17 protein-coding genes and 2 tRNA genes are annotated in these 21243 nt (G+C 60.8%); 16 read left to right on the forward strand and 3 right to left on the reverse strand.

Translation table 11 applies throughout. From position 1 onward, the window contains the following. Nucleotides 1–90: 90 nt before the first annotated feature. The 3 genes from ubiX (at nt 91) to ftsH (ending at nt 3048) form a co-directional block, all read left to right on the forward strand. On the forward strand, nt 91–720 hold the full coding sequence (ubiX, locus tag ALTERO38_RS02265; protein ID WP_159967120.1) for a flavin prenyltransferase UbiX: 630 nt from the start codon (nt 91–93) through the stop codon (nt 718–720). A 63-nt stretch (nt 721–783) separates the two neighbouring features. Continuing rightward, nucleotides 784–1083, forward strand: a complete 300-nt coding sequence (locus ALTERO38_RS02270) for a YceK/YidQ family lipoprotein (RefSeq protein ID WP_159967121.1) — start codon at nt 784–786, stop codon at nt 1081–1083. A 123-nt stretch (nt 1084–1206) separates the two neighbouring features. Further along, the gene (gene ftsH, locus ALTERO38_RS02275) at nt 1207–3048 is read left to right on the forward strand and encodes an ATP-dependent zinc metalloprotease FtsH (protein ID WP_159967122.1); all 1842 of its coding nucleotides are present in this window, start codon (nt 1207–1209) and stop codon (nt 3046–3048) included. Here ftsH and queG read toward each other — a convergent pair. Then, nucleotides 3045–4136 carry a tRNA epoxyqueuosine(34) reductase QueG gene (gene queG / locus ALTERO38_RS02280; RefSeq protein WP_159967123.1) on the reverse strand — a complete coding sequence of 364 codons (1092 nt, stop codon included), beginning with the start codon at nt 4134–4136 and terminating at the stop codon, nt 3045–3047. The genes ftsH and queG overlap by 4 nt on opposite strands. A 185-nt stretch (nt 4137–4321) precedes the next feature. Here queG and ALTERO38_RS02285 point away from each other — a divergent pair, with 185 nt between their 5' ends. The 11 genes from ALTERO38_RS02285 to ALTERO38_RS02335 all read left to right on the forward strand — a co-directional run bounded on the left by ALTERO38_RS02285 (nt 4322) and on the right by ALTERO38_RS02335 (nt 17281). Continuing rightward, nucleotides 4322–5821, forward strand: coding sequence for an NAD(P)H-hydrate dehydratase (locus ALTERO38_RS02285; RefSeq protein WP_159967124.1), 1500 nt, complete (start codon nt 4322–4324; stop codon nt 5819–5821). Continuing rightward, nucleotides 5809–6279, forward strand: a complete 471-nt coding sequence (gene tsaE, locus ALTERO38_RS02290; RefSeq protein WP_159967125.1) for a tRNA (adenosine(37)-N6)-threonylcarbamoyltransferase complex ATPase subunit type 1 TsaE — start codon at nt 5809–5811, stop codon at nt 6277–6279. The genes ALTERO38_RS02285 and tsaE overlap by 13 nt, the downstream gene beginning before the upstream one ends. 17 nt (nt 6280–6296) lie before the next feature. Next, nucleotides 6297–7718 (forward strand): N-acetylmuramoyl-L-alanine amidase, encoded by a 1422-nt coding sequence (locus ALTERO38_RS02295; protein WP_159969620.1) that lies wholly within the window; start codon nt 6297–6299, stop codon nt 7716–7718. After that, entirely contained in the window at nt 7715–9592 is a 1878-nt protein-coding gene (mutL, locus tag ALTERO38_RS02300; protein WP_159967126.1) for a DNA mismatch repair endonuclease MutL, read from the forward strand. The genes ALTERO38_RS02295 and mutL overlap by 4 nt, the downstream gene beginning before the upstream one ends. 63 nt (nt 9593–9655) lie before the next feature. Further along, nucleotides 9656–10627: a tRNA (adenosine(37)-N6)-dimethylallyltransferase MiaA gene (gene miaA / locus ALTERO38_RS02305; protein WP_159967127.1), complete on the forward strand. Its 972-nt coding sequence runs from the start codon at nt 9656–9658 to the stop codon at nt 10625–10627. A 90-nt stretch (nt 10628–10717) separates the two neighbouring features. Further along, nucleotides 10718–10972, forward strand: coding sequence for an RNA chaperone Hfq (gene hfq, locus ALTERO38_RS02310; protein ID WP_019340119.1), 255 nt, complete (start codon nt 10718–10720; stop codon nt 10970–10972). 12 nt (nt 10973–10984) lie between these two features. Next, the gene (gene hflX, locus ALTERO38_RS02315) at nt 10985–12286 is read left to right on the forward strand and encodes a ribosome rescue GTPase HflX (protein ID WP_148925215.1); all 1302 of its coding nucleotides are present in this window, start codon (nt 10985–10987) and stop codon (nt 12284–12286) included. 97 nt (nt 12287–12383) lie between these two features. Further along, nucleotides 12384–13568 (forward strand): FtsH protease activity modulator HflK, encoded by a 1185-nt coding sequence (gene hflK / locus ALTERO38_RS02320; protein WP_102837000.1) that lies wholly within the window; start codon nt 12384–12386, stop codon nt 13566–13568. Continuing rightward, nucleotides 13568–14440 carry a protease modulator HflC gene (gene hflC / locus ALTERO38_RS02325; protein WP_102836999.1) on the forward strand — a complete coding sequence of 291 codons (873 nt, stop codon included), beginning with the start codon at nt 13568–13570 and terminating at the stop codon, nt 14438–14440. The genes hflK and hflC overlap by 1 nt, the downstream gene beginning before the upstream one ends. Nucleotides 14441–14723: 283 nt before the next feature. Further along, nucleotides 14724–15911, forward strand: a complete 1188-nt coding sequence (locus ALTERO38_RS02330) for an ATP phosphoribosyltransferase regulatory subunit (RefSeq protein WP_159967128.1) — start codon at nt 14724–14726, stop codon at nt 15909–15911. A gap of 74 nt (nt 15912–15985) precedes the next feature. Then, the gene (locus ALTERO38_RS02335; RefSeq protein WP_159967129.1) at nt 15986–17281 is read left to right on the forward strand and encodes an adenylosuccinate synthase; all 1296 of its coding nucleotides are present in this window, start codon (nt 15986–15988) and stop codon (nt 17279–17281) included. 186 nt (nt 17282–17467) lie between these two features. Here the strand turns inward: ALTERO38_RS02335 and ALTERO38_RS02340 are convergent. Both ALTERO38_RS02340 and ALTERO38_RS02345 read right to left on the reverse strand, forming a co-directional pair. Next, nucleotides 17468–17554: transfer RNA gene (locus ALTERO38_RS02340), tRNA-Leu, on the reverse strand. Nucleotides 17555–17656: 102 nt separating this feature from the next. Next, nucleotides 17657–17743 (reverse strand) — tRNA-Leu (locus tag ALTERO38_RS02345). Between the two features lie 204 nt (nt 17744–17947). Between ALTERO38_RS02345 and rnr the strand changes: the two genes are divergently transcribed. Together rnr and rlmB are read left to right on the forward strand one after the other, a co-directional pair. Beyond that, nucleotides 17948–20482, forward strand: a complete 2535-nt coding sequence (rnr, locus tag ALTERO38_RS02350) for a ribonuclease R (protein WP_159967130.1) — start codon at nt 17948–17950, stop codon at nt 20480–20482. Beyond that, nucleotides 20479–21234, forward strand: coding sequence for a 23S rRNA (guanosine(2251)-2'-O)-methyltransferase RlmB (gene rlmB / locus ALTERO38_RS02355; RefSeq protein ID WP_159967131.1), 756 nt, complete (start codon nt 20479–20481; stop codon nt 21232–21234). Before rnr ends, rlmB begins: the two co-directional genes overlap by 4 nt. The last annotated feature ends 9 nt before the right edge of the window (nt 21235–21243 follow it).

The raw sequence follows: 21243 nt of genomic DNA on the forward strand, positions 1-21243 counted from the left end.
CCCGGCCCACCCTACCTCAATGCTCATCCACGCCCCGTAAGGTGGGCTTCAGCCCACCAGGAACAGCACGCACCAGGACAAGAACAACTTATGAACGGACCGGAACGCATCACCCTCGCCATGACCGGCGCCTCTGGCGCGCAATATGGCCTGCGCCTGCTCGATTGCCTGATTCAAGAAGACCGCGAGGTGCACTTCCTGATTTCCAAGGCGGCGCAATTGGTGATGGCGACCGAGACCGATGTTGTGCTGCCGGCCAAGCCGCAGGCCATGCAAGCGTTTCTCTCCGAGTACACCGGAGCGGCGTCGGGGCAAATTCGCGTGTTCGCCAAGGAAGACTGGATGGCGCCGCCGGCTTCCGGCTCCGGCGCACCGACCGCGATGGTGGTGGTGCCGTGCTCGACCGGCACCTTGTCGGCCATCGCCACCGGCGCCTGCAATAACCTGATCGAGCGTGCGGCGGATGTTGCCCTTAAGGAACGCCGACAGCTGATCCTGGTGCCGCGTGAAGCGCCGTACTCGAGCATCCATCTGGAACACATGCTCAAGCTGTCCAATCTCGGAGTGACCATCCTGCCGGCATCACCGGGCTTCTATCACCAGCCGCAGACTATCGATGACCTCGTCGACTTCATCGTGGCGCGCATTCTCAACCTGCTCAACATCCCGCAGGACATGCTGCCGCGTTGGGGCGAGCACCATATCGTCAGTGACGATTGAGTGTGGCTGCGTAACCGGGCAGAGGCACCGTCTCCATCCCGTGACTAATGACCAGGAGCGGTTATGAAACGATCTGTCATGCGGCGCTGCTCGATACTCCTGACTGTTCTGCTGCTCTCCGGCTGCGGCACCGTGCGCACCCTGGATGCCGCCAAACCCGGCGCACCCATTGTCTATTCCGGCACCCGCTTGGACTGGTACAGCCTCAACGGGGGTTGCTGTCCGCAGGACCGTTTTGGTGCCAAGGCGCCCAGGTATGCGGCGGTCGATCTGCCTGCCAGCGTGTTGCTTGACACGCTGTTGTTGCCCTTTGCCCTCGCCGCCGTATTGGGTGTTGGGCTTGGCGTCAGCGGCGGTCTCTGAAACGTTCTGAGGTGACACTGCCTGGCCTGTTACTGATCTGGGTCCAGCGTGGGGCCACGGAAAGGGCCATAGTCGCCGTATCTGCAATATGTTGCACATGGTGGTCAGGACCAGGAGGGAAGGGTGAAAGAACAAGCTCAGTTTCACGTGAGTTACTGGTTTATCGCCGTCCTGGCGTTTCTCGGCATTCAATACCTGCTGACGGTACAGCAGGAAGTGGCGACGATCCCCTACAGCGAGTTCGAGCAGCACCTCAAGGATGGGCGCATCGACGAGCTAGCGATCACCGAGCGACGTATCGAAGGCACTTTCAAGGAGCCGTTGCCCAGCGGGCAGCGACGCTTCGTCAGTAACCGCGTCGAGCCACAGTTGGCCGAGCACCTGCAGCAATATCCGGTGCGCTACACCGGCAGGGTGGAAAGCACACTGGTGCGCGACCTGCTGTCGTGGGTCGTTCCGGCGGCGCTGTTCTTTGGCATCTGGCTGTTTCTGCTGCGCCGCATGAGCGGTGGCCTTGGCGGCGGCATGATGCAGATCGGCAAGAGCAAAGCGCGGGTCTACGTCGAGACTGACATGAAGGTCAGCTTCGCTGATGTGGCCGGCGTCGACGAGGCCAAGGACGAACTCAAGGAAATTATCGAGTTCTTGCGTGATCCGCAGGCCTACGGCCGCCTCGGCGGACGCATGCCCAAGGGCGTGCTGCTGGTTGGCCCGCCCGGCACCGGCAAGACGTTGTTGGCGCGGGCCGTGGCCGGCGAGGCAAAGGTGCCGTTCTTCTCCATTTCCGGCTCCGAGTTTGTCGAGATGTTTGTCGGGGTGGGTGCCGCGCGGGTGCGTGACCTGTTCGAGCAGGCCCGTGCCCAGGCACCGGCGATCATCTTCATTGATGAACTGGACGCCCTCGGTCGCGCCCGTGGCGCCGGGCCGCTGTCCGGCGGGCACGATGAGAAGGAGCAGACGCTCAACCAATTGCTGGTCGAGATGGACGGCTTCGATACCTCCAGCGGACTGGTCTTGCTGGCCGCCACCAACCGGCCGGAGATTCTCGATCCGGCACTGCTCCGCGCTGGCCGGTTCGACCGTCAGGTGCTGGTCGATCGCCCGGACAAAGTCGGGCGGGTACAAATTCTCAACGTCCACCTGAAAAAAGCCAGGCTGGACGCTGATGTCGATCCCCAGGCCATCGCTGCGTTGACGCCTGGATTCACCGGTGCCGACCTGGCCAACCTGGTCAACGAGGCGACGCTACTGGCGACCCGGCGTCACGCCGAGGCGGTGAACATGGAAGACTTCACCGCCGCCATCGAGCGCATCGTTGCTGGTCTGGAGAAGCGTAATCGGTTGCTCAACCCACGTGAGCGCGAGATCGTCGCCTATCACGAAATGGGCCACGCGCTGGTCGCCATGGCACTGCCGGGCGTCGACCCGGTGCACAAGGTATCGATCATTCCCCGTGGCATGGGCGCGCTGGGCTATACCATTCAGCGACCCATCGAAGATCGCTTCCTGATGACCCGCGAAGAGCTGGAAAACAAGATGGCGGTACTGCTCGGCGGCCGGGCTGCGGAGTGGTTGGTGTTTGCCCACCTGTCCACCGGTGCGGCGGACGACCTGGCCAAGGTCACCGACATTGCCCGGGCGATGGTCACCCGCTACGGCATGTCCCGGCGCCTCGGCCATATGGCATTGGAGCGCGAGCCGAACTCCCTTTTGGGCAACGAAGCGATGCTCGGCCTCAAGCCGCAGCATGATTACTCGGAAAGTACCGCCACAGCGATCGACGAAGAGGTGCAGGAGCTTGTTCAGTCCGCTTTTCAGCGCAGCCTTGCGCTGCTTGAGGCACGACGGGAGCTACTCGAGCGCAGCGCGAGCAGGCTACTGCAGCAGGAAACGCTGGAAGGTGAAGAGTTACTCAGCTTGAGTGCTGCTTCAATTAGCGCCTCGGCGGAGCCGATGCGCCCTTAGTTCCCCCTATTTGAGGCAGACGAAGAGCGTTGTTCATGCTGCATCAGTGCCCACTCGACATGCTCGCGCACCAGCTCGGCCGGGTCATCGCGGCGCGCCTGCAGCGCTTCCAGTACAGGAATGCTGGACGGAGCGTTGCCGAGCCCAACGGCCAGGTTGCGTAACCAGTTCTGATAGCCCGTCCGCCGCAGCGGCGAGCCCTCGGTGCGGCTCAGAAATTCGTCTTCTGTCCAGCGGAACAGCGTGGCCAGTTCGGCATTGTCCAGGCTGTGGCGGGGCTGGAAGTCGGTCTGCTGGGTCGGTTTGGCGAAGCGGTTCCAGGGGCAGACGATCTGGCAGTCATCGCATCCGAACACGCGGTTGCCGATTTTCGAGCGCAGCTCGACGGGGATCGGACCTTTCAGTTCGATGGTCAGGTAGGAAATACATTTTCGGGCATCCAGCACGCGTTCGCCGACGAAGGCCTCGGTCGGGCAGATGTCCAAACAGGCGTGGCAGCTGCCGCAGTGGTCGCGCGGGGTCGGCTCGTCGACAGGCAGGGCGATGTCGACGAAGAGTTCGCCAAGGAAGAACCAGCTGCCGGCTTTCCGATTGAGCACCAGGGTGTTCTTGCCGATCCAGCCGAGGCCGGCCTGCTGTGCCACGGCCTTTTCCAGCACCGGTGCGCTGTCGACGAATGCGCGGAAACCGAACGGGCCGATCACCTGCTGAATGCGCTCGGCCAGCTGTTGCAGGCGCTTGCGGATCAGTTTGTGATAGTCGCGGCCCAACGCGTAGCGGGACACGTAGGCTTTTTCCGGGTGCGCCAGTCGCTCGGCCATGCGGGTGTCGCCTGGCAGGTAGTCCATGCGCAACGACACGACTCGCAGCGTACCCGGCACCAGTTGCTCCGGGTGGGAACGTTTGCTGCCATGAGCAGCCATATAGTCCATCTCGCCGTGGTAGCCGGCTGCCAGCCAGCGTTCGAGGTGGGCCTCGTGCTCGCCCAGATCGACACCGGTGATGCCGACCTGCTGGAAGCCGAGCTCGCGGCCCCACTCCTTGATGGAGTCGGCAAGAACGGCTGGGTCGAGGGTGGTGCTGGACATGGCTTCGAATCGTCGGGCATTGCGGTGGGGGAGCGGGTTAACGAGGCGGCCCCGCGGAGGCGATCGCCGATCTGCCGCGGTGCGCACCACGAGACGACCGTGACGCTTTGATCCGCCACCGATGCGCGGGAGCGGGTCGGGCTGCGCATGCGTATAATTCTGCCAGATATTCGCTCGGGTGATTCATGTCCCAGACCACCGATACATTTCCCATCCCGCTTTACTCTGCCGCTCAAGTGCGTGAGCTCGATGCTCGGTTGATCGCGGCCGGGACCCCCGGTTACGAACTGATGCAGCGTGCCGCGCATGCGGCGTGGCGTGCCTTAAGGCGCCGCTGGCCTGATGCAGACGAGATCAGCGTGCTTGCTGGTCGGGGCAACAATGCCGGGGATGGCTATTTGATTGCGGCGTTGGCGCAACGTGCCGGTCGTCAGGTCAGGGTGTTGGCCGTGGGCGATCCGCAGCAACTGCAGGGCGATGCCGCCCAGGCCTTTGCTGAAGCCCAGGCAGCCGGCGTTGAGGTCACGCCTTGGGCAGCCGGTACGGAGTTGCACGGCGTGCTGGTCGATGCGCTGCTCGGTACGGGTATTGCCGGCGAGGTGCGTGAACCCTATGCCAGCGCCATACGCGCGATGAATGAAAGCGCGCAGCCGATCCTCTCGGTCGACCTGCCGTCCGGATTGTGTGCCGACACGGGGCATCAGCTCGGCGACGCAGTGCGGGCCGAGCTGACTGTAACCTTTATCGGCCTCAAGTTCGGCCTGTTTACAGGCCAGGGTCCGGATTGTATCGGAGCGCTGGTATTCGATGACCTGCAGGCCGATGCGGAGGTCGTCGCACAGATCAAGCCGTCCGCTCTGCGCTTGTGTGAGGCGAACTTGCCGACTCTATCGCCCCGCTCGCCAACTGCTCATAAGGGCAGCTTTGGTCAGGTGCTGGTCATCGGTGGCGACCTCGGCACCGGCGGCGCCGCATTGCTCAGTGCCGAAGCCGCGCTACGCTGCGGCGCCGGCATGGTAACCCTGGCGACGCGTCCCGAGCATGTCACTGCCTCGCTGGTGCGGCGTCCGGAAATCATGTGCAATGGCGTCGAATCCACCTATGCATTGACGGCGCTGACCCAACGCGCCGATGTGCTGGTCATCGGGCCTGGCATGGGCCAGGCGCCCTGGGGGCGCAGTTTGCTGTCGCTGGCACCGCAGTGTCGCGTCCCGCAGGTGTGGGATGCCGACGCACTGAATCTGCTGGCGAGAGGTGCGGTCGAATTGCCAAGTGACTGTCTGCTCACACCGCATCCCGGAGAGGCGGCGCGGCTGCTGGGTATTTCCGTGGCTGATCTTCAGGCCGACCGACCCGCCGCCGCTCGTGCTCTGGCGGCTCGCTTCGGTTGTGCCGTATTGCTCAAGGGCGCCGGAACCCTGATTGCCGATCACAACGGTCGGTTGGTGCTGTGTGATCGCGGGCATCCGGCCATGGCCAGCGCGGGCCTCGGCGATGTCTTGGCGGGGGTTGCGGGTGCATTGCTGGCGCAGGGGCTGGAGCCTTTCGAAGCGGCCTGCCTTGCGGTCTGGTTGCATGCAGTGGCAGGCGAACGTCTTGGTGCCGAGGGACGCGGGCTGGTTGCCGCCGATCTGATTCCTATGGTCCGCCAGTTGCTCGAGGAGCATTCGCCATGTCTGACCTAACACTGTTGGCTGCCGACGAAGACGCCATGCTGTTGCTGGGGGCGCGCATCGCCCAGGCGACCGGCGGCCTAGGTGTGATCTACCTCCACGGTGACCTTGGCGCCGGCAAGACCACGCTGTCGCGTGGGCTGATCCGTGGGCTGGGGCACAAGGGCAAGGTCAAGAGCCCGACCTTTACCCTGGTCGAACCTTATGAGACTCCGGCTGCACGAGTGTTCCATTTCGACCTGTACCGTCTGGTCGACCCGGAAGAGCTGGAATTTCTCGGCATTCGCGACTATTTCGAAGGGGACGCCCTGTGCCTGGTAGAGTGGCCAGAGCGTGGCGCCGGCATTTTGCCAAAGGCTGACCTGGACATTACCATTACGCCGCACGGGGCCGGTCGTATGCTGCGCCTGACGCCACATGGCGAGCGCGGTGAAGGCTGGTGTTCCATCCTGACCGTCGGCAATCAATGAACATCATGGGGTTGGGTATGCGCATGCGCGCGCTGGTGAGTGGTTTGGCATTGATGTTCGCGGCCATGCAGGTTCTGGCGGCTTCCGACGTCCAGAGCGTGCGTCTATGGCGAGCGCCGGACAACACACGGTTGGTCTTTGACCTGTCCGGCCCTGTCCAGCACAAGGTATTCACCTTGACGGCTCCGGATCGCATCGTCATTGACGTCGACGGCGCCAATCTGGCCAAGCCATTCGATCAGCTGCCGCTGCAGAACACGCCCATCTCGGGGCTGCGCGCAGCGAAATACGATGCGGACACCTTGCGGGTGGTCATTGACCTGAGCGCCGAGGTTTCGCCAAAAAGCTTTACGCTCACGCCGAACCAGCAGTACGGCCATCGGCTGGTGGTCGATCTGTTCGACAATGCTGCTGATGCGGCCGCGGCGTCCACTGCCAGCGTCCCGGCGACTGCTACGCCGAGTACGCCAACTGCTCCTGTATCGCCGACCTTGCCGGCGATCAAGCTGCCCCCGCTGCCAAGCAGCAAGCGTGATATCGTCATTGCGATCGACGCCGGGCACGGCGGAGAAGACCCCGGCGCCATCGGTCCTGGCAAGATTTATGAGAAAACCGTGGTGCTGGCGCTTGCCAAGGAGCTGCAGCGCCAGATCAATACCGACAAAGGCTTCCGCGCCGAGCTGGTGCGCACCGGTGATTACTTTATCCCCTTGCGTAAACGCACCGAAATTGCCCGCAAGAAGGGCGCTGATCTGTTCGTCTCCATTCATGCCGATGCGGCGCCGCGGTCGTCGGCCTACGGCGCGTCGGTGTTTGCTTTGTCGGATCGCGGTGCGACATCGGAAACTGCACGTTGGCTGGCTGACAGTGAAAACCGTTCGGACCTGATCGGCGGTGCCGGAAATGTCAGCCTGGGCGACAAGGACCAGATGCTTGCCGGCGTGCTGTTGGATTTGTCGATGACCGCTTCGTTGTCCTCCAGTCTTAACGTCGGGCAGAAGGTGCTGAGCAACATGGGTCGGATCACGCCGTTGCACAAACGTCGCGTGGAACAGGCCGGGTTCATGGTGCTGAAATCACCAGATATCCCGTCGATCCTGGTAGAGACCGGGTTCATTTCCAATCCATCCGAGGCGCGGAAGCTGCAAACCGCAGCGCATCAGCAGGCCTTGGCGCGCTCAATCCACAGCGGCGTGCGACAGTTCTTCCATGAAAATCCGCCGCCCGGCACCTACGTTGCCTGGATGCGCGACTCCGGCAAGATTGCCAGCGCGGCGCGCGAGCATGTCGTTCGTTCAGGCGAAAGCCTGGCGCTGCTTGCTCAGCGCTATCAGATCAGCTTGCCTGCGTTGCGCAGTGCCAACAGCTTGAAAAGCGACGTGATCAAGGTTGGCCAAACGCTGAATATTCCAGCGACGACACTGGCCTCACAGCCATGATCGAGGCTGCGCGCATCCAGCTGCTCAGTCCGCGGCTGGCGAACCAGATTGCCGCCGGTGAAGTGGTTGAACGACCCGCTTCGGTGATCAAAGAGCTGCTGGAGAACAGCCTCGACTCGGGGGCGACCCGGATCGAAGTGGACGTCGAACAAGGCGGCATCAAACTGCTGCGGGTGCGTGATGATGGCTGCGGTATCCCCGCCGAAGATTTGCCGCTGGCCCTGGCTCGGCATGCGACCAGCAAGATCCGGGACCTGGAAGACCTCGAGCGGGTGATGAGCCTGGGTTTTCGCGGTGAGGCGCTGGCGTCGATCAGTTCGGTTTCTCGGTTGACCTTGACCTCCCGTACGGCCGAGGCAGCCGAGGCGTGGCAGGTCGAAACCGAGGGCCGGGACATGGAGGCTCGCGTTCAGCCAGCGGCGCATCCGGTCGGTACTTCAGTGGAAGTGCGCGACCTGTTCTTCAATACGCCGGCGCGGCGCAAGTTTCTGCGTACCGAAAAGACCGAGTTCGATCACCTGCAGGAAGTGATCAAGCGGCTGGCTCTGGCGCGGTTCGATGTGGCCTTTCACCTTCGGCACAACGGCAAGGTGGTTCTTGCGCTGCACCCGGCCAATGACCCGGCATCCAGGGCTCGCCGCGTCGCATCGGTCTGCGGTCCGGCCTTTCTCGAGCAGGCGTTGCCGGTTGAGATTGAGCGTACCGGCTTGCATCTCTGGGGGTGGGTCGGCTTGCCTACGTTCTCCCGCAGCCAGGCGGATCTGCAGTATTTCTATGTGAATGGACGCATGGTGCGCGACAAGCTGGTCGCGCATGCGGTGCGGCAGGCTTACCGCGATGTCCTGTTCAATGGTCGGCACCCGACCTTCGTGTTGTTCCTCGATGTCGACCCGGCGGTAGTGGACGTCAATGTTCATCCGACCAAACATGAGGTGCGATTTCGCGACAATCGCATGGTGCATGATTTCCTGTACGGCACCTTGCACCGCGCGCTCGGTGATGTGCGTCCGGAGGATCAGCTTGCCGCGCCAGCGAGTGTGGCGCCGGTAACCAAGGTCTCCGGTCGTGATGCCGGAGAGTTCGCCGGGCAGAACGAAATGAGCCTTGCTGCCAACGTGCTGGAACAGCCGCAAGCAGAGCAGCCTGCCTGGCGCGGAGCCGGCGCGGGTTATCAGGCGCCTCGGCCGATGCCAGTCGGCAACCTTGCAGAAGCGCAGGGCGCTTACCGGGAGTTCTTCTCGCCGCTGGCTGAGGCGAATGCAGCGGCCCTGCCGGAAAGCCAGGACGATGTGCCGCCGCTTGGCTATGCGCTGGCTCAACTCAAGGGCATCTATATCCTCTCGGAAAATGCTCAAGGGCTTGTGCTGGTGGATATGCACGCCGCTCATGAGCGAATCATGTATGAGCGCCTGAAAACCGCGATGGCCAGCGAAGGGCTGCGTGGCCAGCCGCTGCTGGTTCCCGAATCGATCGCCGTCAGCCAGCGCGAAGCCGATTGTGCTGAAGAACATGCGCAGTGGTTTCAAAGGCTTGGCTTCGAGTTGCAGCGATTGGGCCCGGAAAGCTTGGCGATCCGCCAGATTCCGTCCTTGCTCAAGCAGGCCGAGGCGACCCGGCTGGTACAGGATGTGCTGGCCGACCTGCTTGAATACGGCACCAGCGACCGCATTCAGGCACACCTTAACGAACTGCTTGGCACCATGGCATGTCACGGCGCGGTCCGTGCAAACCGACGCCTGACCGTGCCGGAGATGAACGGCCTGTTGCGTGATATGGAGCAGACCGAGCGCAGTGGTCAGTGCAATCATGGGCGTCCGACCTGGACTCAGCTGGGCATGGGCGACCTGGACAAGCTCTTTCTCCGGGGGCGATAGGCAGGCGGTCCGGCCTTTACGCTGGCGCCTGCATCACCCTCGATACATTTCTTTGAGCATCCGATGTCACGACTACCTCCCGCGATTTTTCTCATGGGTCCGACCGCCGCCGGTAAAACGGACCTGGCGATCGAGCTTGCTCGTGCCTTGCCATGTGACCTGATTAGCGTCGATTCCGCCCTGGTCTACCGCGACATGGACATCGGAACCGCCAAACCTTCTGCCGAGCTGTTGAGAGCCTTCCCGCATCGGCTGATCGATATCAGGGACCCGGTCCAGAGCTACTCGGCCGCCGAGTTCGTCAGCGATGCCCTGGCCGCAATGGCTCAGAGCACCGATGCAGGGCGCATTCCGCTGCTGGTCGGCGGTACTATGTTGTACTTCAAGTCGTTGCTCGAAGGGCTGGCGGATATGCCGGCCGCCGATGCAGAGGTGCGCGCGGCGCTCGAAGCACAGATGCGGGCGGAGGGCGCTGGGGTGCTGCATCGCCAACTCAGCGAAATCGATCCGGTATCGGCCGCGCGTATCCATCCGAATGATCCGCAGCGTCTGATCAGGGCGCTTGAAGTCTATCGAGTCAGCGGTATCAGCATGACCGAGCATCGTGCTCGGCAATCCGCTCAAAAAGCCGGAGCCGGCACGCCAGACGGCTGCGTCTTGCCTTATACTGTCGCGCAGTTGTCCATAGCGCCTGCTCAACGGCAGGTCTTGCACCAGCGTATCGAGCAGCGTTTCGTTCAGATGGTTGAACAGGGCTTTGTTGCAGAGGTCGAAGCTCTTCGCGGGCGCCCTGATTTGCATGCCGAACTGCCGTCAATGCGAGCGGTCGGCTATCGTCAGGTCTGGCGCTATCTGGACGGTGAGTATTCGGCGCCGGAAATGGTTGAGCGTGGGGTGATCGCAACCCGGCAACTGGCCAAGCGTCAAATGACCTGGTTGAGGGGATGGGAGGGGGTTCACTGGCTGGAAAGTTCGGCCCGCGACAATCTGCCGCGAGCATTGAAATACTTGGATAGGCTCGCCATATTGAGCTGACACTGCTATTTGACCGGCTATTCTCAATCACTGATCGGCCGTGTTCGATTTCGAATAATTAATGAAAAGATCCTTTAAGGAGTGCGGCACATGTCAAAAGGGCATTCGCTACAAGACCCTTACCTGAACACCCTGCGTAAGGAGCGCGTTCCGGTTTCCATCTACTTGGTCAACGGTATCAAGCTTCAGGGTCAGATCGAGTCATTCGACCAGTTTGTCATTCTGTTGAAGAACACGGTTAGTCAGATGGTTTACAAGCATGCCATCTCGACTGTCGTTCCTGGCCGTCCGGTGCGCCTGCCTGCTGCTGGCGATGCTGAGCAGTCCGAGTCGGGTAACGAATAAAGGGAGCCTTCTTTGTTCTTCGAACGTCCCGGTGGTGGTGAGCGGGCTATCCTGGTTCATCTGGATGCTCAGGATCCAGCGGCGCGTGAAGACCCCCAAGAGTTTCGGGAGCTGGCGCGGTCAGCTGGCGCTGAGACAGTTGGTTTCGTCAATGTTGCCAAGCATCAACCTTCCGCCAAATTTCTAATCGGCAGCGGCAAAGTCGAAGAGCTGCATGACCTTGTCAGGGATGGCGAGGTCGAGCTGGTCATTTTCAATCACACCCTGACGCCCAGCCAGGAGCGCAACCTCGAGCGAGCGCTCGAATGCCGTGTGCTTGATCGGACCGGGCTGATCCTCGATATCTTTGCTCAACGGGCACGCACGCACGAAGGCAAGTTGCAGGTTGAGCTGGCTCAGTTGGATCATATGAGCACTCGACTGGTGCGGGGCTGGACTCACCTTGAGCGGCAGAAGGGGGGGATTGGTCTGCGCGGCCCTGGCGAGACACAGCTTGAAACTGACAGGCGCTTGCTGCGTGTGCGTATCCGCCAGATCAAGCAGCGGCTGGAAAAGGTTCGTAGTCAGCGTGAGCAGGCTCGCCGTGGCCGCAGACGTGCTGACATTCCGCTTATATCCCTGGTGGGCTATACCAACGCGGGGAAGTCCACTCTTTTCAATGCTTTGACCGAATCCGAGGTTTACGCCGCCAACCAGCTTTTCGCTACGCTGGATCCCACCTTGCGTCGTCTGGATCTGGATGACCTGGGGCCGGTGGTGATTGCTGATACGGTTGGATTCATTCGTCACTTGCCGCACAAACTGGTCGAATCGTTCCGGGCCACGCTCGAAGAGTCGAGTAATGCTGATCTGCTGCTGCATGTCATCGATGCTCACGAGCCTGAGCGGGATCAGCAGATCGAGCAGGTGCTGGCGGTGTTGACCGAGATCGGTGCGAATGAACTACCGATTCTTGAGGTTTACAACAAAGTGGATCTGCTTGAAGGCATCGAGCCGCAGATCCAGCGCGATGCCGATGGCGTACCGCAGCGGGTATGGGTCTCGGCGCAACAAGGGTTGGGGCTGGATCTGCTGAAGCAGGCCATTGCTGAACTGCTTGGTAACGACCTTTACGTAGGGACGCTTCGGTTGCCTCAGCAGCTTGGGCGCATGCGTGCGCAGTTGTTCGACCTTGGGGCCGTGCAGTCCGAAGTTCACGATGAAGAGGGTGTCAGCCTGCTTGATGTACGTTTGCAGCGTGTCGAGCTGCATCGACTGATTAGTCGCGCGGGCTTTGAGGCGGAACAGTTCTTCGAGCAACACACTTTGCAATAAAGCTCGGGGGGCTTTTAAGCCGTTCGTTCCGGGCTTTCGGTAGCATTGGCGGACGCGCCGCTGGCGCGTCTTTAGCTTTATTTGAATGGAGAGCGCTATGGCTTGGAATGAGCCGGGTGGCAACTCGAACAACCAGGATCCCTGGGGTAGTGGTGGTGGCGGTGGTCGTCGCGGTGGTGACGATCAGAAAGGTCCGCCTGACCTGGATGAAGCTTTTCGCAAACTGCAGGACAGCCTTAACGGCATGTTCGGCGGCAAGAAACGCAGTGGTGGCTCCTCGGGTGGTGGTTCGGGGCGCCGCGGTGGGTTTGCGCTGGTCTGGGTTGGTCTGGTGGTGTTGCTCGCTGTCTGGCTGTTCAATGCCATCTACATTGTCGATGAGCAAGAGCAGGCTGTGGTGTTGCGCTTCGGGAAATATCACGAAACCGTGGGCCCAGGTCTGAATATCTACTTCCCGCCGTTTGATCGGAAGTTCCAGGCGAACGTGACTCGAGAGCGTTCCTACAGCAAGCAAGGGCAGATGCTTACCGAGGATGAGAACATCATCGAAGTGCCTTTGACCGTGCAGTACAAAATCAGCGACCTTCAAGCGTTCGTTCTCAATGTCGAAGATCCGGAAGCATCGCTGCAGCACGCTACTGATAGTGCTGTACGCCACGTTGTGGGTTCGACTGCGATGGATCAGGTGCTGACCGAGGGCCGCGAGGCTATGGCTGGCGAGGTCAAAGAGCGTCTGCAACGGTTTCTCGACAACTATGGGACCGGCATTATCGTGACTCAGGTGAACTTGCAGAGTGCCGCTGCGCCGCGCGAGGTTCAGGAAGCGTTCGATGACGTTATTCGTGCCCGAGAAGATGAACAGCGCGAGAAGAACCAGGCCGAGTCCTACGCTAACGGAGTGATCCCTGAAGCGCGCGGTCAGGCCCAGCGCATGCTGGAGGAAGCCAGTGGTTATCGTGATGCGGTGATTTCGCGGGCACAGGGTGAGGCGGATCGCTTCTCCAAGCTGGTGACCGAGTATCGAAAAGCGCCAGACGTAACGCGTGAGCGCCTCTATCTGGAAACCATGCAGGAGCTGATGAGCAATACCAGCAAGGTTCTCGTCACCGGCGAGCAGGGCCAAAATAATCTGCTGTATCTGCCGCTGGACAAGATGGTCAACAGTCGCGGTGCTGCGTCCGAGCGATCCCCTGCAGCATCGGCGTCAGGTGCTTCGACCCAAACTACGAGGCTGCCGCCGGAGTTGGATCCGCGTGAAGTGCGTACAAGGGAGGTCCGCTAATGAGCAATAAATCCCTTACCGCCCTTATTGTGGGTGTGGTGCTAGCGATCGTGGCGTGGAATAGCTTTTACATCGTCTCGCAGACGGAGCGAGCGGTAATGCTGCGATTCGGTCGTATCGTCGAGCCCGACGTGAAGCCAGGCCTGCACCTGAAGATTCCTTACGTCAATAGCGTGCGCAAGTTCGATGCGCGGCTGATGACGCTGGATACCACGACGTCGCGCTTTCTGACGCTGGAGAAGAAGGCGTTGATGGTTGATTCCTATGCCAAGTGGCGTGTGGACGATGCCGAGCGGTTCTACACGGCGACTTCGGGTGTGAAGCAGATCGCCGACGAGCGTCTCGCGCGGCGTCTCGAAGCTGCACTACGCGACCAGTTTGGTAAGCGGACCTTGCACGAGTCGGTGTCCGGTCAGCGCGACGAGCTGATGAGTCTGGTAACCAACAGTCTGAACCGAGCTGCGCAACAGGAACTCGGGATTGAAGTGGTGGATGTTCGGGTCAAGGGCATCGATCTTCCGCGCGAAGTGAACCGCAGCGTGTTCGAGCGGATGAGCTCCGAGCGTGAGCGTGAAGCCCGTGAGCACCGCGCGAAAGGCAAGGAGTTGGCCGAAGGCATTCGTGCCGACGCCGATCGTCAGCGTCGGGTGCTATTGGCTGAAGCGTTCCGTGAGGCTGAAGAGCTGCGCGGTGATGGCGATGCGCAGGCGGCAGCCATCTATGCCGCTGCTTACGGGCAAGATCGGGAATTCTATTCCTTCCATCGCAGCCTTCAAGCCTACCGTGAGAGCTTCGCCAACAAAGAAGATGTCCTGGTGCTCGACCCTAAAAGCGATTTCTTCCGTTATCTGGAGTCCGCAACCGCGCAGTGATAGCAAATGGGTCGTCCGGCGGGATGAGAACTGTCCGCCGGGTGACCCGTTAGCGAAACATTGTTATGATCCGCGAGCCGGGAAAATCCCGGCTTTTTTGCGTCTGCGCCCCGGCGGTAGCAGGCTGATCCGGGCATGGCCAGCCATGCTGATCCCCTGGGAGGGGCGTGGCGCTGTCGTCATGGTTCGAACACAATCGCACGCGACCGATGGGCGGCTAAGGCTTTTGCCCCGGCGTTCGTCTGCTTGACTAGGCTTGCCGTATCGAGAGGTGATTGGCGAAATGGCAACGATAGACCGCTGGCTTCTGCCAGATGGCATTGAAGAAGTGCTGCCCCCCGAAGCGGCGCGTATCGAAACTGCACGGCGTCGTGTGCTGGATCTGTTCCAGTGCTGGGGCTATGAGCTGGTTATCACCCCTCATGTAGAGTTTCTCGAATCGCTCCTGATTGGCGCTGGGCAGGACCTCGACCTCAAGACGTTCAAGGTCGTCGATCCGTTGTCAGGCCGTCAGATGGGGCTACGAGCGGACATCACGCCTCAGGTGGCGCGTGTTGACGCGCATACGTTGCGCCGTGAAGGCCCTAGCCGCCTGTGCTATGCCGGCAGCGTTCTGCACGCCAAGCCACAGGCTCTCGCCACGTCGCGAAGCCCGATTCAGTTGGGCGCTGAGCTTTATGGCGACAGCAGTACTTCCAGCGACCTTGAGGTGATCAGCCTGATGCTGGAGACCCTTCTGCTCGCTGATGTGCCGGACTTGCACATGGATCTCGGGCATGTGGGGATCTATCGCGGGTTGGCGCGCGCCGCCGGCCTCTCTGGAGATGCAGAGCAGCGCCTTTTCGATGCCTTGCAGCGTAAGGCCATGGACGAGATCGCGGCGCTGACCGCTGATGTCGAGCCTTCGCTGGCAGCCATGTTGCGCGCGTTGGCGCGGCTCTGTGGTGGACGCGAGACGCTCGATGCTGCGCGCGAGCTGCTTGCCGATGCACCTGCTCCTGTTCTTGAGGCGCTGGAAGGTTTGGCGCAAGTCGCCGACCAGTTGGCGATGCGGTATCCCGAGCTGCCGTTGTATTTCGATCTGGGCGAGCTGCGCGGCTATCACTACCACACAGGTGTCGTTTTCGCGGTATTCGTCCCAGGCGTCGGTCAGTCGATCGCTCAAGGCGGGCGGTATGACGATATTGGTGCAGATTTTGGTCGGGCGCGTCCGGCGACCGGCTTTTCAACAGATTTGAAAACGTTGGTCAGGCTGGGCAATGCCGAACTCGTTGGCCCGTCGGCCGGTGTGTGGGCGCCGCACGGTACGGATTCGGCGTTGTGGCAGGCAATCCGTAAGCTGCGTGCGCGGGGCGAGCGGGTGGTTCAAGCGTTGAGCGGGCAGCAGGTTGATGCGGCGCCGGGCGTTGGCTGTGACCGGCAGCTACTGTTGCAAGAAGGTTCCTGGGTTGTTTCGCCGCTGGACCGCTGATGTGGCTGTGCTGGCAGGTTTTCCAGATTTTTCGCCGGTCATGACCGGTATGCTTCGCCAAGAGGACAAGGTTTATGGGTAAGAATGTCGTGGTCCTGGGCACCCAATGGGGTGATGAGGGCAAGGGCAAGATCGTTGATCTGCTGACCGACCAGGCTGCGGCCGTGGTGCGTTTCCAGGGCGGTCATAACGCCGGGCACACACTGGTCATCGATGGCGAGAAAACCGTACTGCACCTGATTCCGTCCGGAATCTTGCGTGAAAACGTCCAGTGCCTGATCGGTAATGGCGTGGTCGTGGCGCCGGATGCCCTGATGCGTGAGATCACCAAGCTCGAAGAAAAGGGTGTCCCGGTTCGCGAGCGTCTGCGTATCAGTCCGGCCTGCACCCTGATCCTGCCGTATCACGTAGCTCTGGATCAGGCGCGTGAAGCATCGCGGTCCGAAGGTAAGATAGGTACAACAGGGCGTGGTATAGGGCCGGCTTACGAGGACAAGGTCGCTCGCCGTGGCTTGCGGATTGGTGATCTGTTCAATCCTGAGCGCTTCACGGTCAAGTTGCGTGAGCTGCTCGAGTACCACAACTTCATTCTGCAGAATTTCTACAAGGTCGAGCCTGTCGACTTCCAGAAGACTCTGGATGAGGCACTGGGCTACGCCGAAATTCTTCGCCCGATGATGACCGATGTCTCGGCGCGGCTGCACGAGTTGCGTAAGCAGGGTGCGCGCATCATGTTCGAAGGCGCCCAGGGCTCGCTGCTCGACATCGATCATGGTACCTACCCCTATGTCACCAGCTCCAGCACCACGGCGGGGGGTACAGCTACCGGTTCCGGTTTTGGTCCGCTCTATCTGGACTATATCCTCGGCATTACCAAGGCCTACACCACGCGCGTCGGCTCTGGTCCGTTCCCGACGGAATTGTTTGATGACGTGGGTGCTCGTCTGGCTGAGCGTGGCCATGAGTTCGGCTCGACTACCGGCCGCGCTCGGCGCTGCGGTTGGTTCGATGCGGTAATCCTGCGTCGCGCAATCGAGATCAACAGTGTCTCGGGTATCTGCCTGACCAAGCTGGACGTACTGGATGGCCTCGAGACCATCCGCATCTGCGTCGCTTACAAGGACCGCAACGGTGAAATGCTGGTCGATGCGCCGACCGATGCGGACAGTTATCAGGGCTTGCAGCCGGTTTACGAGGAGCTTCCCGGATGGGCTGAGTCCACTGTCGGGGTAAAGTCGCTTGAGGCGCTGCCGGCTAATGCGCGTGCTTACATCAAGCGCATTGAAGAGCTCGTCGAGGCACCAGTCGACATTATTTCAACTGGCCCGGACCGCAACGAGACCATCGTGCTGCGTCATCCCTACGCCTGATCGCTGGTGTGACATTAAAAAACCGCCCTCGGGCGGTTTTTTTGGCCAAGGCTAATGGCTTGTAGCTGCCAAGAAAGAGCATCAGTAGAGCGTTGAGCTACCGCTTATGGCTTGGCGGCCCTTCGGGTGGAGTCCAGGCAGCAGAAACGAAAAAACCGAGCCAGTGGCTCGGTTTTTTCTGAAGAGTGGTGCCCAGGAGAAGACTCGAACTTCCACGATGTTGCCATCGCTAGGACCTGAACCTAGTGCGTCTACCAATTCCGCCACCTGGGCACATTGCGATGATTGCTCATCGACTTCTGTCGATTGCTGGTCGAGGCCGACAAACCTCGTGTCTATGAGGCGCTTGCTGTTGCAAATGTCTCATCGGATAAATGGTGCCCAGGAGAAGACTCGAACTTCCACGGTGTTGCCACCGCTAGGACCTGAACCTAGTGCGTCTACCAATTCCGCCACCTGGGCACTGCAAACGATGATACTTCATCGTTTCCGTGTTACAACGTCTACCAGACATTGTGGGCGCGAACTATACGGGCGAGGTTATGCCTTGTAAAGCCCCGTCCAGGAAAAATAATTTGTGCGAAAGCTGCCGTCGGACGGCGTTTCGCGCTTCAATAGATATAGGGCGTTCTGCCTCTATAAATGAATGAAAGGTGACATCTCTTAATGGCCGATTGGCAATCCCTCGATCCCGAGGCCGCACGTGAAGCGGAAAAGTACGAAAACCCCATCCCTAGTCGCGAATTGATCCTCCAGCACCTGAGCGAGCGCGGCTCGCCAGCGGCGCGTGAGCAGCTGGTGGAAGAGTTCGGATTGTCCTCCGAAGATGACATTGAAGCTCTGCGCCGCCGTTTGCGTGCGATGGAGCGTGACGGCCAGCTTATCTATACCCGGCGTGGCACCTATGCCCCGGTAGACAAACTGGACCTGGTTTGCGGTCGTGTTAGCGGCCATCGCGACGGCTTTGGCTTTCTGATTCCCGATGACCGCAGCGACGACCTGTTCCTGAGCCCGGCGCAGATGCGTCTGGTATTCGATGGCGACCGCTGCCTGGCTCGCGTAGCCGGCCTTGATCGTCGCGGCCGCCGCGAAGGCGCCATCGTGGAGATCATCGGTCGTGCCCACGAAACAATCGTAGGTCGCTATCAGGAAGAGAGTGGCATCGGCTTTGTGATGGCCGATAACCCCAAAATCCAACAGGAAGTCCTGGTCACGCCCGGCCGTTCCATGGATGCCAAACCGGGTCAGTTCGTCGAGATCAAGATCACCCACTGGCCCACTCAGCGGTTTCAGCCTCAGGGCGATGTGGTCGAGGTGATCGGCAACTACATGGCGCCCGGTATGGAGATCGATGTCGCGCTTCGCAGTTTCGATATTCCGCATGTCTGGCCGGATGCGGTCAAGCGTGAAGCCTCCAAGCTCAAGCCGGAAGTCGAGGAAAAGGACAAACAGAAGCGCGTCGACCTTCGCCATCTGCCGTTCGTTACCATCGATGGCGAGGATGCGCGTGACTTCGATGACGCCGTCTATTGCGAGAAGCTCAGTGGCTGGAAGCTGTTTTCCGGTGGTTTCCGTCTGTACGTGGCGATTGCCGACGTTTCGCACTATGTGAAGGTTGGCTCGGCGCTGGATCAGGAAGCCGAAGTGCGTGGGACTTCGGTGTACTTCCCCGAGCGGGTTGTCCCGATGCTGCCGGAAGAGTTGTCGAATGGGCTCTGTTCACTGAATCCGCACGTCGACCGCCTGGCAATGGTCTGCGAAATCACCCTGAGCAAATCGGGGAAAATGACGGATTATCAGTTCTACGAAGCGGTCATCCATTCCCACGCACGGCTGACCTACAACAAGGTCAGCAGCATGCTGGAGCAGCCGTCTTCAGCCGAAGGTAAGCGCCTCGTAGGTGAGTACGGTGAGGTGCTGCCTCATCTCAAGCAGCTCTACGCGCTGTACAAGATACTGCTCAAGGCGCGCCATACCCGCGGGGCAATCGATTTCGAGACGCAAGAAACCCGCATTGTTTTCGGTGCAGGGCGCAAGATTTCGGAAATCAAGCCAACCGAGCGCAACGATGCGCACAAGTTGATTGAGGAATGCATGCTCTGCGCTAACGTGGCCACAGCACGTTTCCTGCAAGACCATGAGATTCCTGGCTTGTACCGTGTGCATGATGGCCCGCCGTTGGAGCGCCAAGAAAAGCTCCGGGCATTTCTCGGTGAGCTGGGCCTTACATTACACAAGGGCAAGGAGGGGCCGACGCCCAAGGATTACCAGGCGCTGCTTGAGCATATCCAGGGTCGTCCCGACTTCCACGTGATTCAAACGGTCATGCTGCGTTCGCTTAGTCAGGCGGTCTATAGCCCCGATAACAACGGGCATTTCGGCCTGAATTACGAGGCCTACGCACATTTCACATCGCCGATTCGCCGCTACCCCGACCTGTTGATTCATCGGGCGATCCGCAGCGTGATTCGCTCCAAGCGCGATACGTCCCATGTCCGCCGGGCGGGCGCGACCAGCATGCCTAAAGCGCGCATCTACCCGTATGACGAGGCTGCGCTGGAGCAGTTGGGCGAGCAGTGCTCGATGACCGAGCGCCGCGCTGACGAAGCGACCCGTGATGTTGTGAACTGGCTGAAATGCGAGTTCATGAAAGACCGCGTCGGTGAGAATTTCCCCGGCGTCATCACGGCCGTGACCGGCTTCGGTCTGTTCGTCGAGCTGACTGATATCTACGTCGAAGGGCTGGTGCACGTAACGGCAATGCCCGGCGACTACTACCACTTCGATCCCCTGCATCATCGTCTCTCCGGGGAACGTAGTGGGCGCAGTTTCCGTCTTGGTGACAGCGTCGAGGTGCGCGTCATGCGTGTCGACCTGGACGAGCGCAAGATTGATTTCGAGTTGATTGGCGGTGGCAGCAAGACCGGGATCGGCGAGCGAGGTGCCTCTGACGCCCGCGGCGCGCGCAAGGACGGCCGCAGCAAGAAGAGCGCCGATGCACCTTCATCGAGGGGCCGGGAATCAGTCAGCGATGACGTGCGCAAGAGTCGTGAAATGAAAAAGGCGCTGCTGAGCGACGCCAAGGCAGGCAAGCCCTCGAAGAGCAAGCCCAAGCGCAGTAGCACGAAACCGAAAGCAACCGGCAAGGCGGCGCCAAAGTCCGACGGTGCCTCGCCGCGCAAGCGTAAGGCCAAGCCATGAGTGATCTTGAAAAGATCTATGGCCTTCATGCCGTCGAAGCGTTGCTCCGCCATCACCCGAAGCGGGTCAAGCAGATCTGGTTGGCAGAGGGGCGAGACGATCCGCGCGTGCAGAGCCTGCTGCAGTTAGCTGCCGACTCCAAAGTGCGCGTCGGTCAGTGCGAGCGTCGCGAAATGGACGCCTGGGTCGAGGGCGTGCATCAGGGCGTGATTGCCGAGGTCAGCCCCAGTCAGGTTTGGGGCGATGCGATGCTAGAGGAGTTGCTAGATCGGACCGAGGGTGCACCCTTATTGCTTGTGCTCGACGGTGTAACGGACCCGCATAATTTGGGAGCCTGCCTGCGTACTGCCGATGCGGCCGGCGCACTGGCAGTGATCATCCCGAAGGACAAATCCGCCACACTGAACGCTACGGTGCGCAAGGTGGCCTGTGGAGCTGCTGAAGTCATTCCGCTGGTCGCCGTCACCAACTTGGCTCGAACGCTGGAAAAACTGCAACAGCGGGGCCTGTGGATCGTCGGCACGGCTGGAGAAGCCGAGCAGGAGATCTACGATCAGGATCTCAGTGGGCCGATCGTCATGGTAATGGGGGCCGAGGGCAAGGGCATGCGGCGCCTGACCCGTGAGCACTGCGACTTCCTGGTTCGCTTGCCCATGGGCGGCAGCGTCAGCAGTCTCAATGTCTCGGTTGCCACCGGGGTATGCCTGTTCGAAGCCCTGCGTCAGCGACGCTCTGCACGGCGCGCCAGCTAGTGCCCGCAT

The sequence above is a fragment of the Pseudomonas sp. 9Ag genome (assembly GCF_902506445.1).
Taxonomy (GTDB): domain Bacteria; phylum Pseudomonadota; class Gammaproteobacteria; order Pseudomonadales; family Pseudomonadaceae; genus Stutzerimonas; species Stutzerimonas stutzeri_AB.

Bases quoted from the DNA above. Each gene is read 5' to 3' on its own strand.
- queG (WP_159967123.1), bottom strand. From the start codon at position 4,136: ATGTCCAGCACCACCCTCGACCCAGCCGTTCTTGCCGACTCCATCAAG.
- hflC (WP_102836999.1), top strand. From the start codon at position 13,568: ATGAGCAATAAATCCCTTACCGCCCTTATTGTGGGTGTGGTGCTAGCG.
- ALTERO38_RS02295 (WP_159969620.1), top strand. From the start codon at position 6,297: ATGCGCATGCGCGCGCTGGTGAGTGGTTTGGCATTGATGTTCGCGGCC.
- ALTERO38_RS02285 (WP_159967124.1), top strand. From the start codon at position 4,322: ATGTCCCAGACCACCGATACATTTCCCATCCCGCTTTACTCTGCCGCT.
- rlmB (WP_159967131.1), top strand. From the start codon at position 20,479: ATGAGTGATCTTGAAAAGATCTATGGCCTTCATGCCGTCGAAGCGTTG.
- hflK (WP_102837000.1), top strand. From the start codon at position 12,384: ATGGCTTGGAATGAGCCGGGTGGCAACTCGAACAACCAGGATCCCTGG.
- miaA (WP_159967127.1), top strand. From the start codon at position 9,656: ATGTCACGACTACCTCCCGCGATTTTTCTCATGGGTCCGACCGCCGCC.
- ubiX (WP_159967120.1), top strand. From the start codon at position 91: ATGAACGGACCGGAACGCATCACCCTCGCCATGACCGGCGCCTCTGGC.
- ALTERO38_RS02330 (WP_159967128.1), top strand. From the start codon at position 14,724: ATGGCAACGATAGACCGCTGGCTTCTGCCAGATGGCATTGAAGAAGTG.
- ALTERO38_RS02335 (WP_159967129.1), top strand. From the start codon at position 15,986: ATGGGTAAGAATGTCGTGGTCCTGGGCACCCAATGGGGTGATGAGGGC.
- hfq (WP_019340119.1), top strand. From the start codon at position 10,718: ATGTCAAAAGGGCATTCGCTACAAGACCCTTACCTGAACACCCTGCGT.
- mutL (WP_159967126.1), top strand. From the start codon at position 7,715: ATGATCGAGGCTGCGCGCATCCAGCTGCTCAGTCCGCGGCTGGCGAAC.
- rnr (WP_159967130.1), top strand. From the start codon at position 17,948: ATGGCCGATTGGCAATCCCTCGATCCCGAGGCCGCACGTGAAGCGGAA.
- tsaE (WP_159967125.1), top strand. From the start codon at position 5,809: ATGTCTGACCTAACACTGTTGGCTGCCGACGAAGACGCCATGCTGTTG.
- ALTERO38_RS02270 (WP_159967121.1), top strand. From the start codon at position 784: ATGAAACGATCTGTCATGCGGCGCTGCTCGATACTCCTGACTGTTCTG.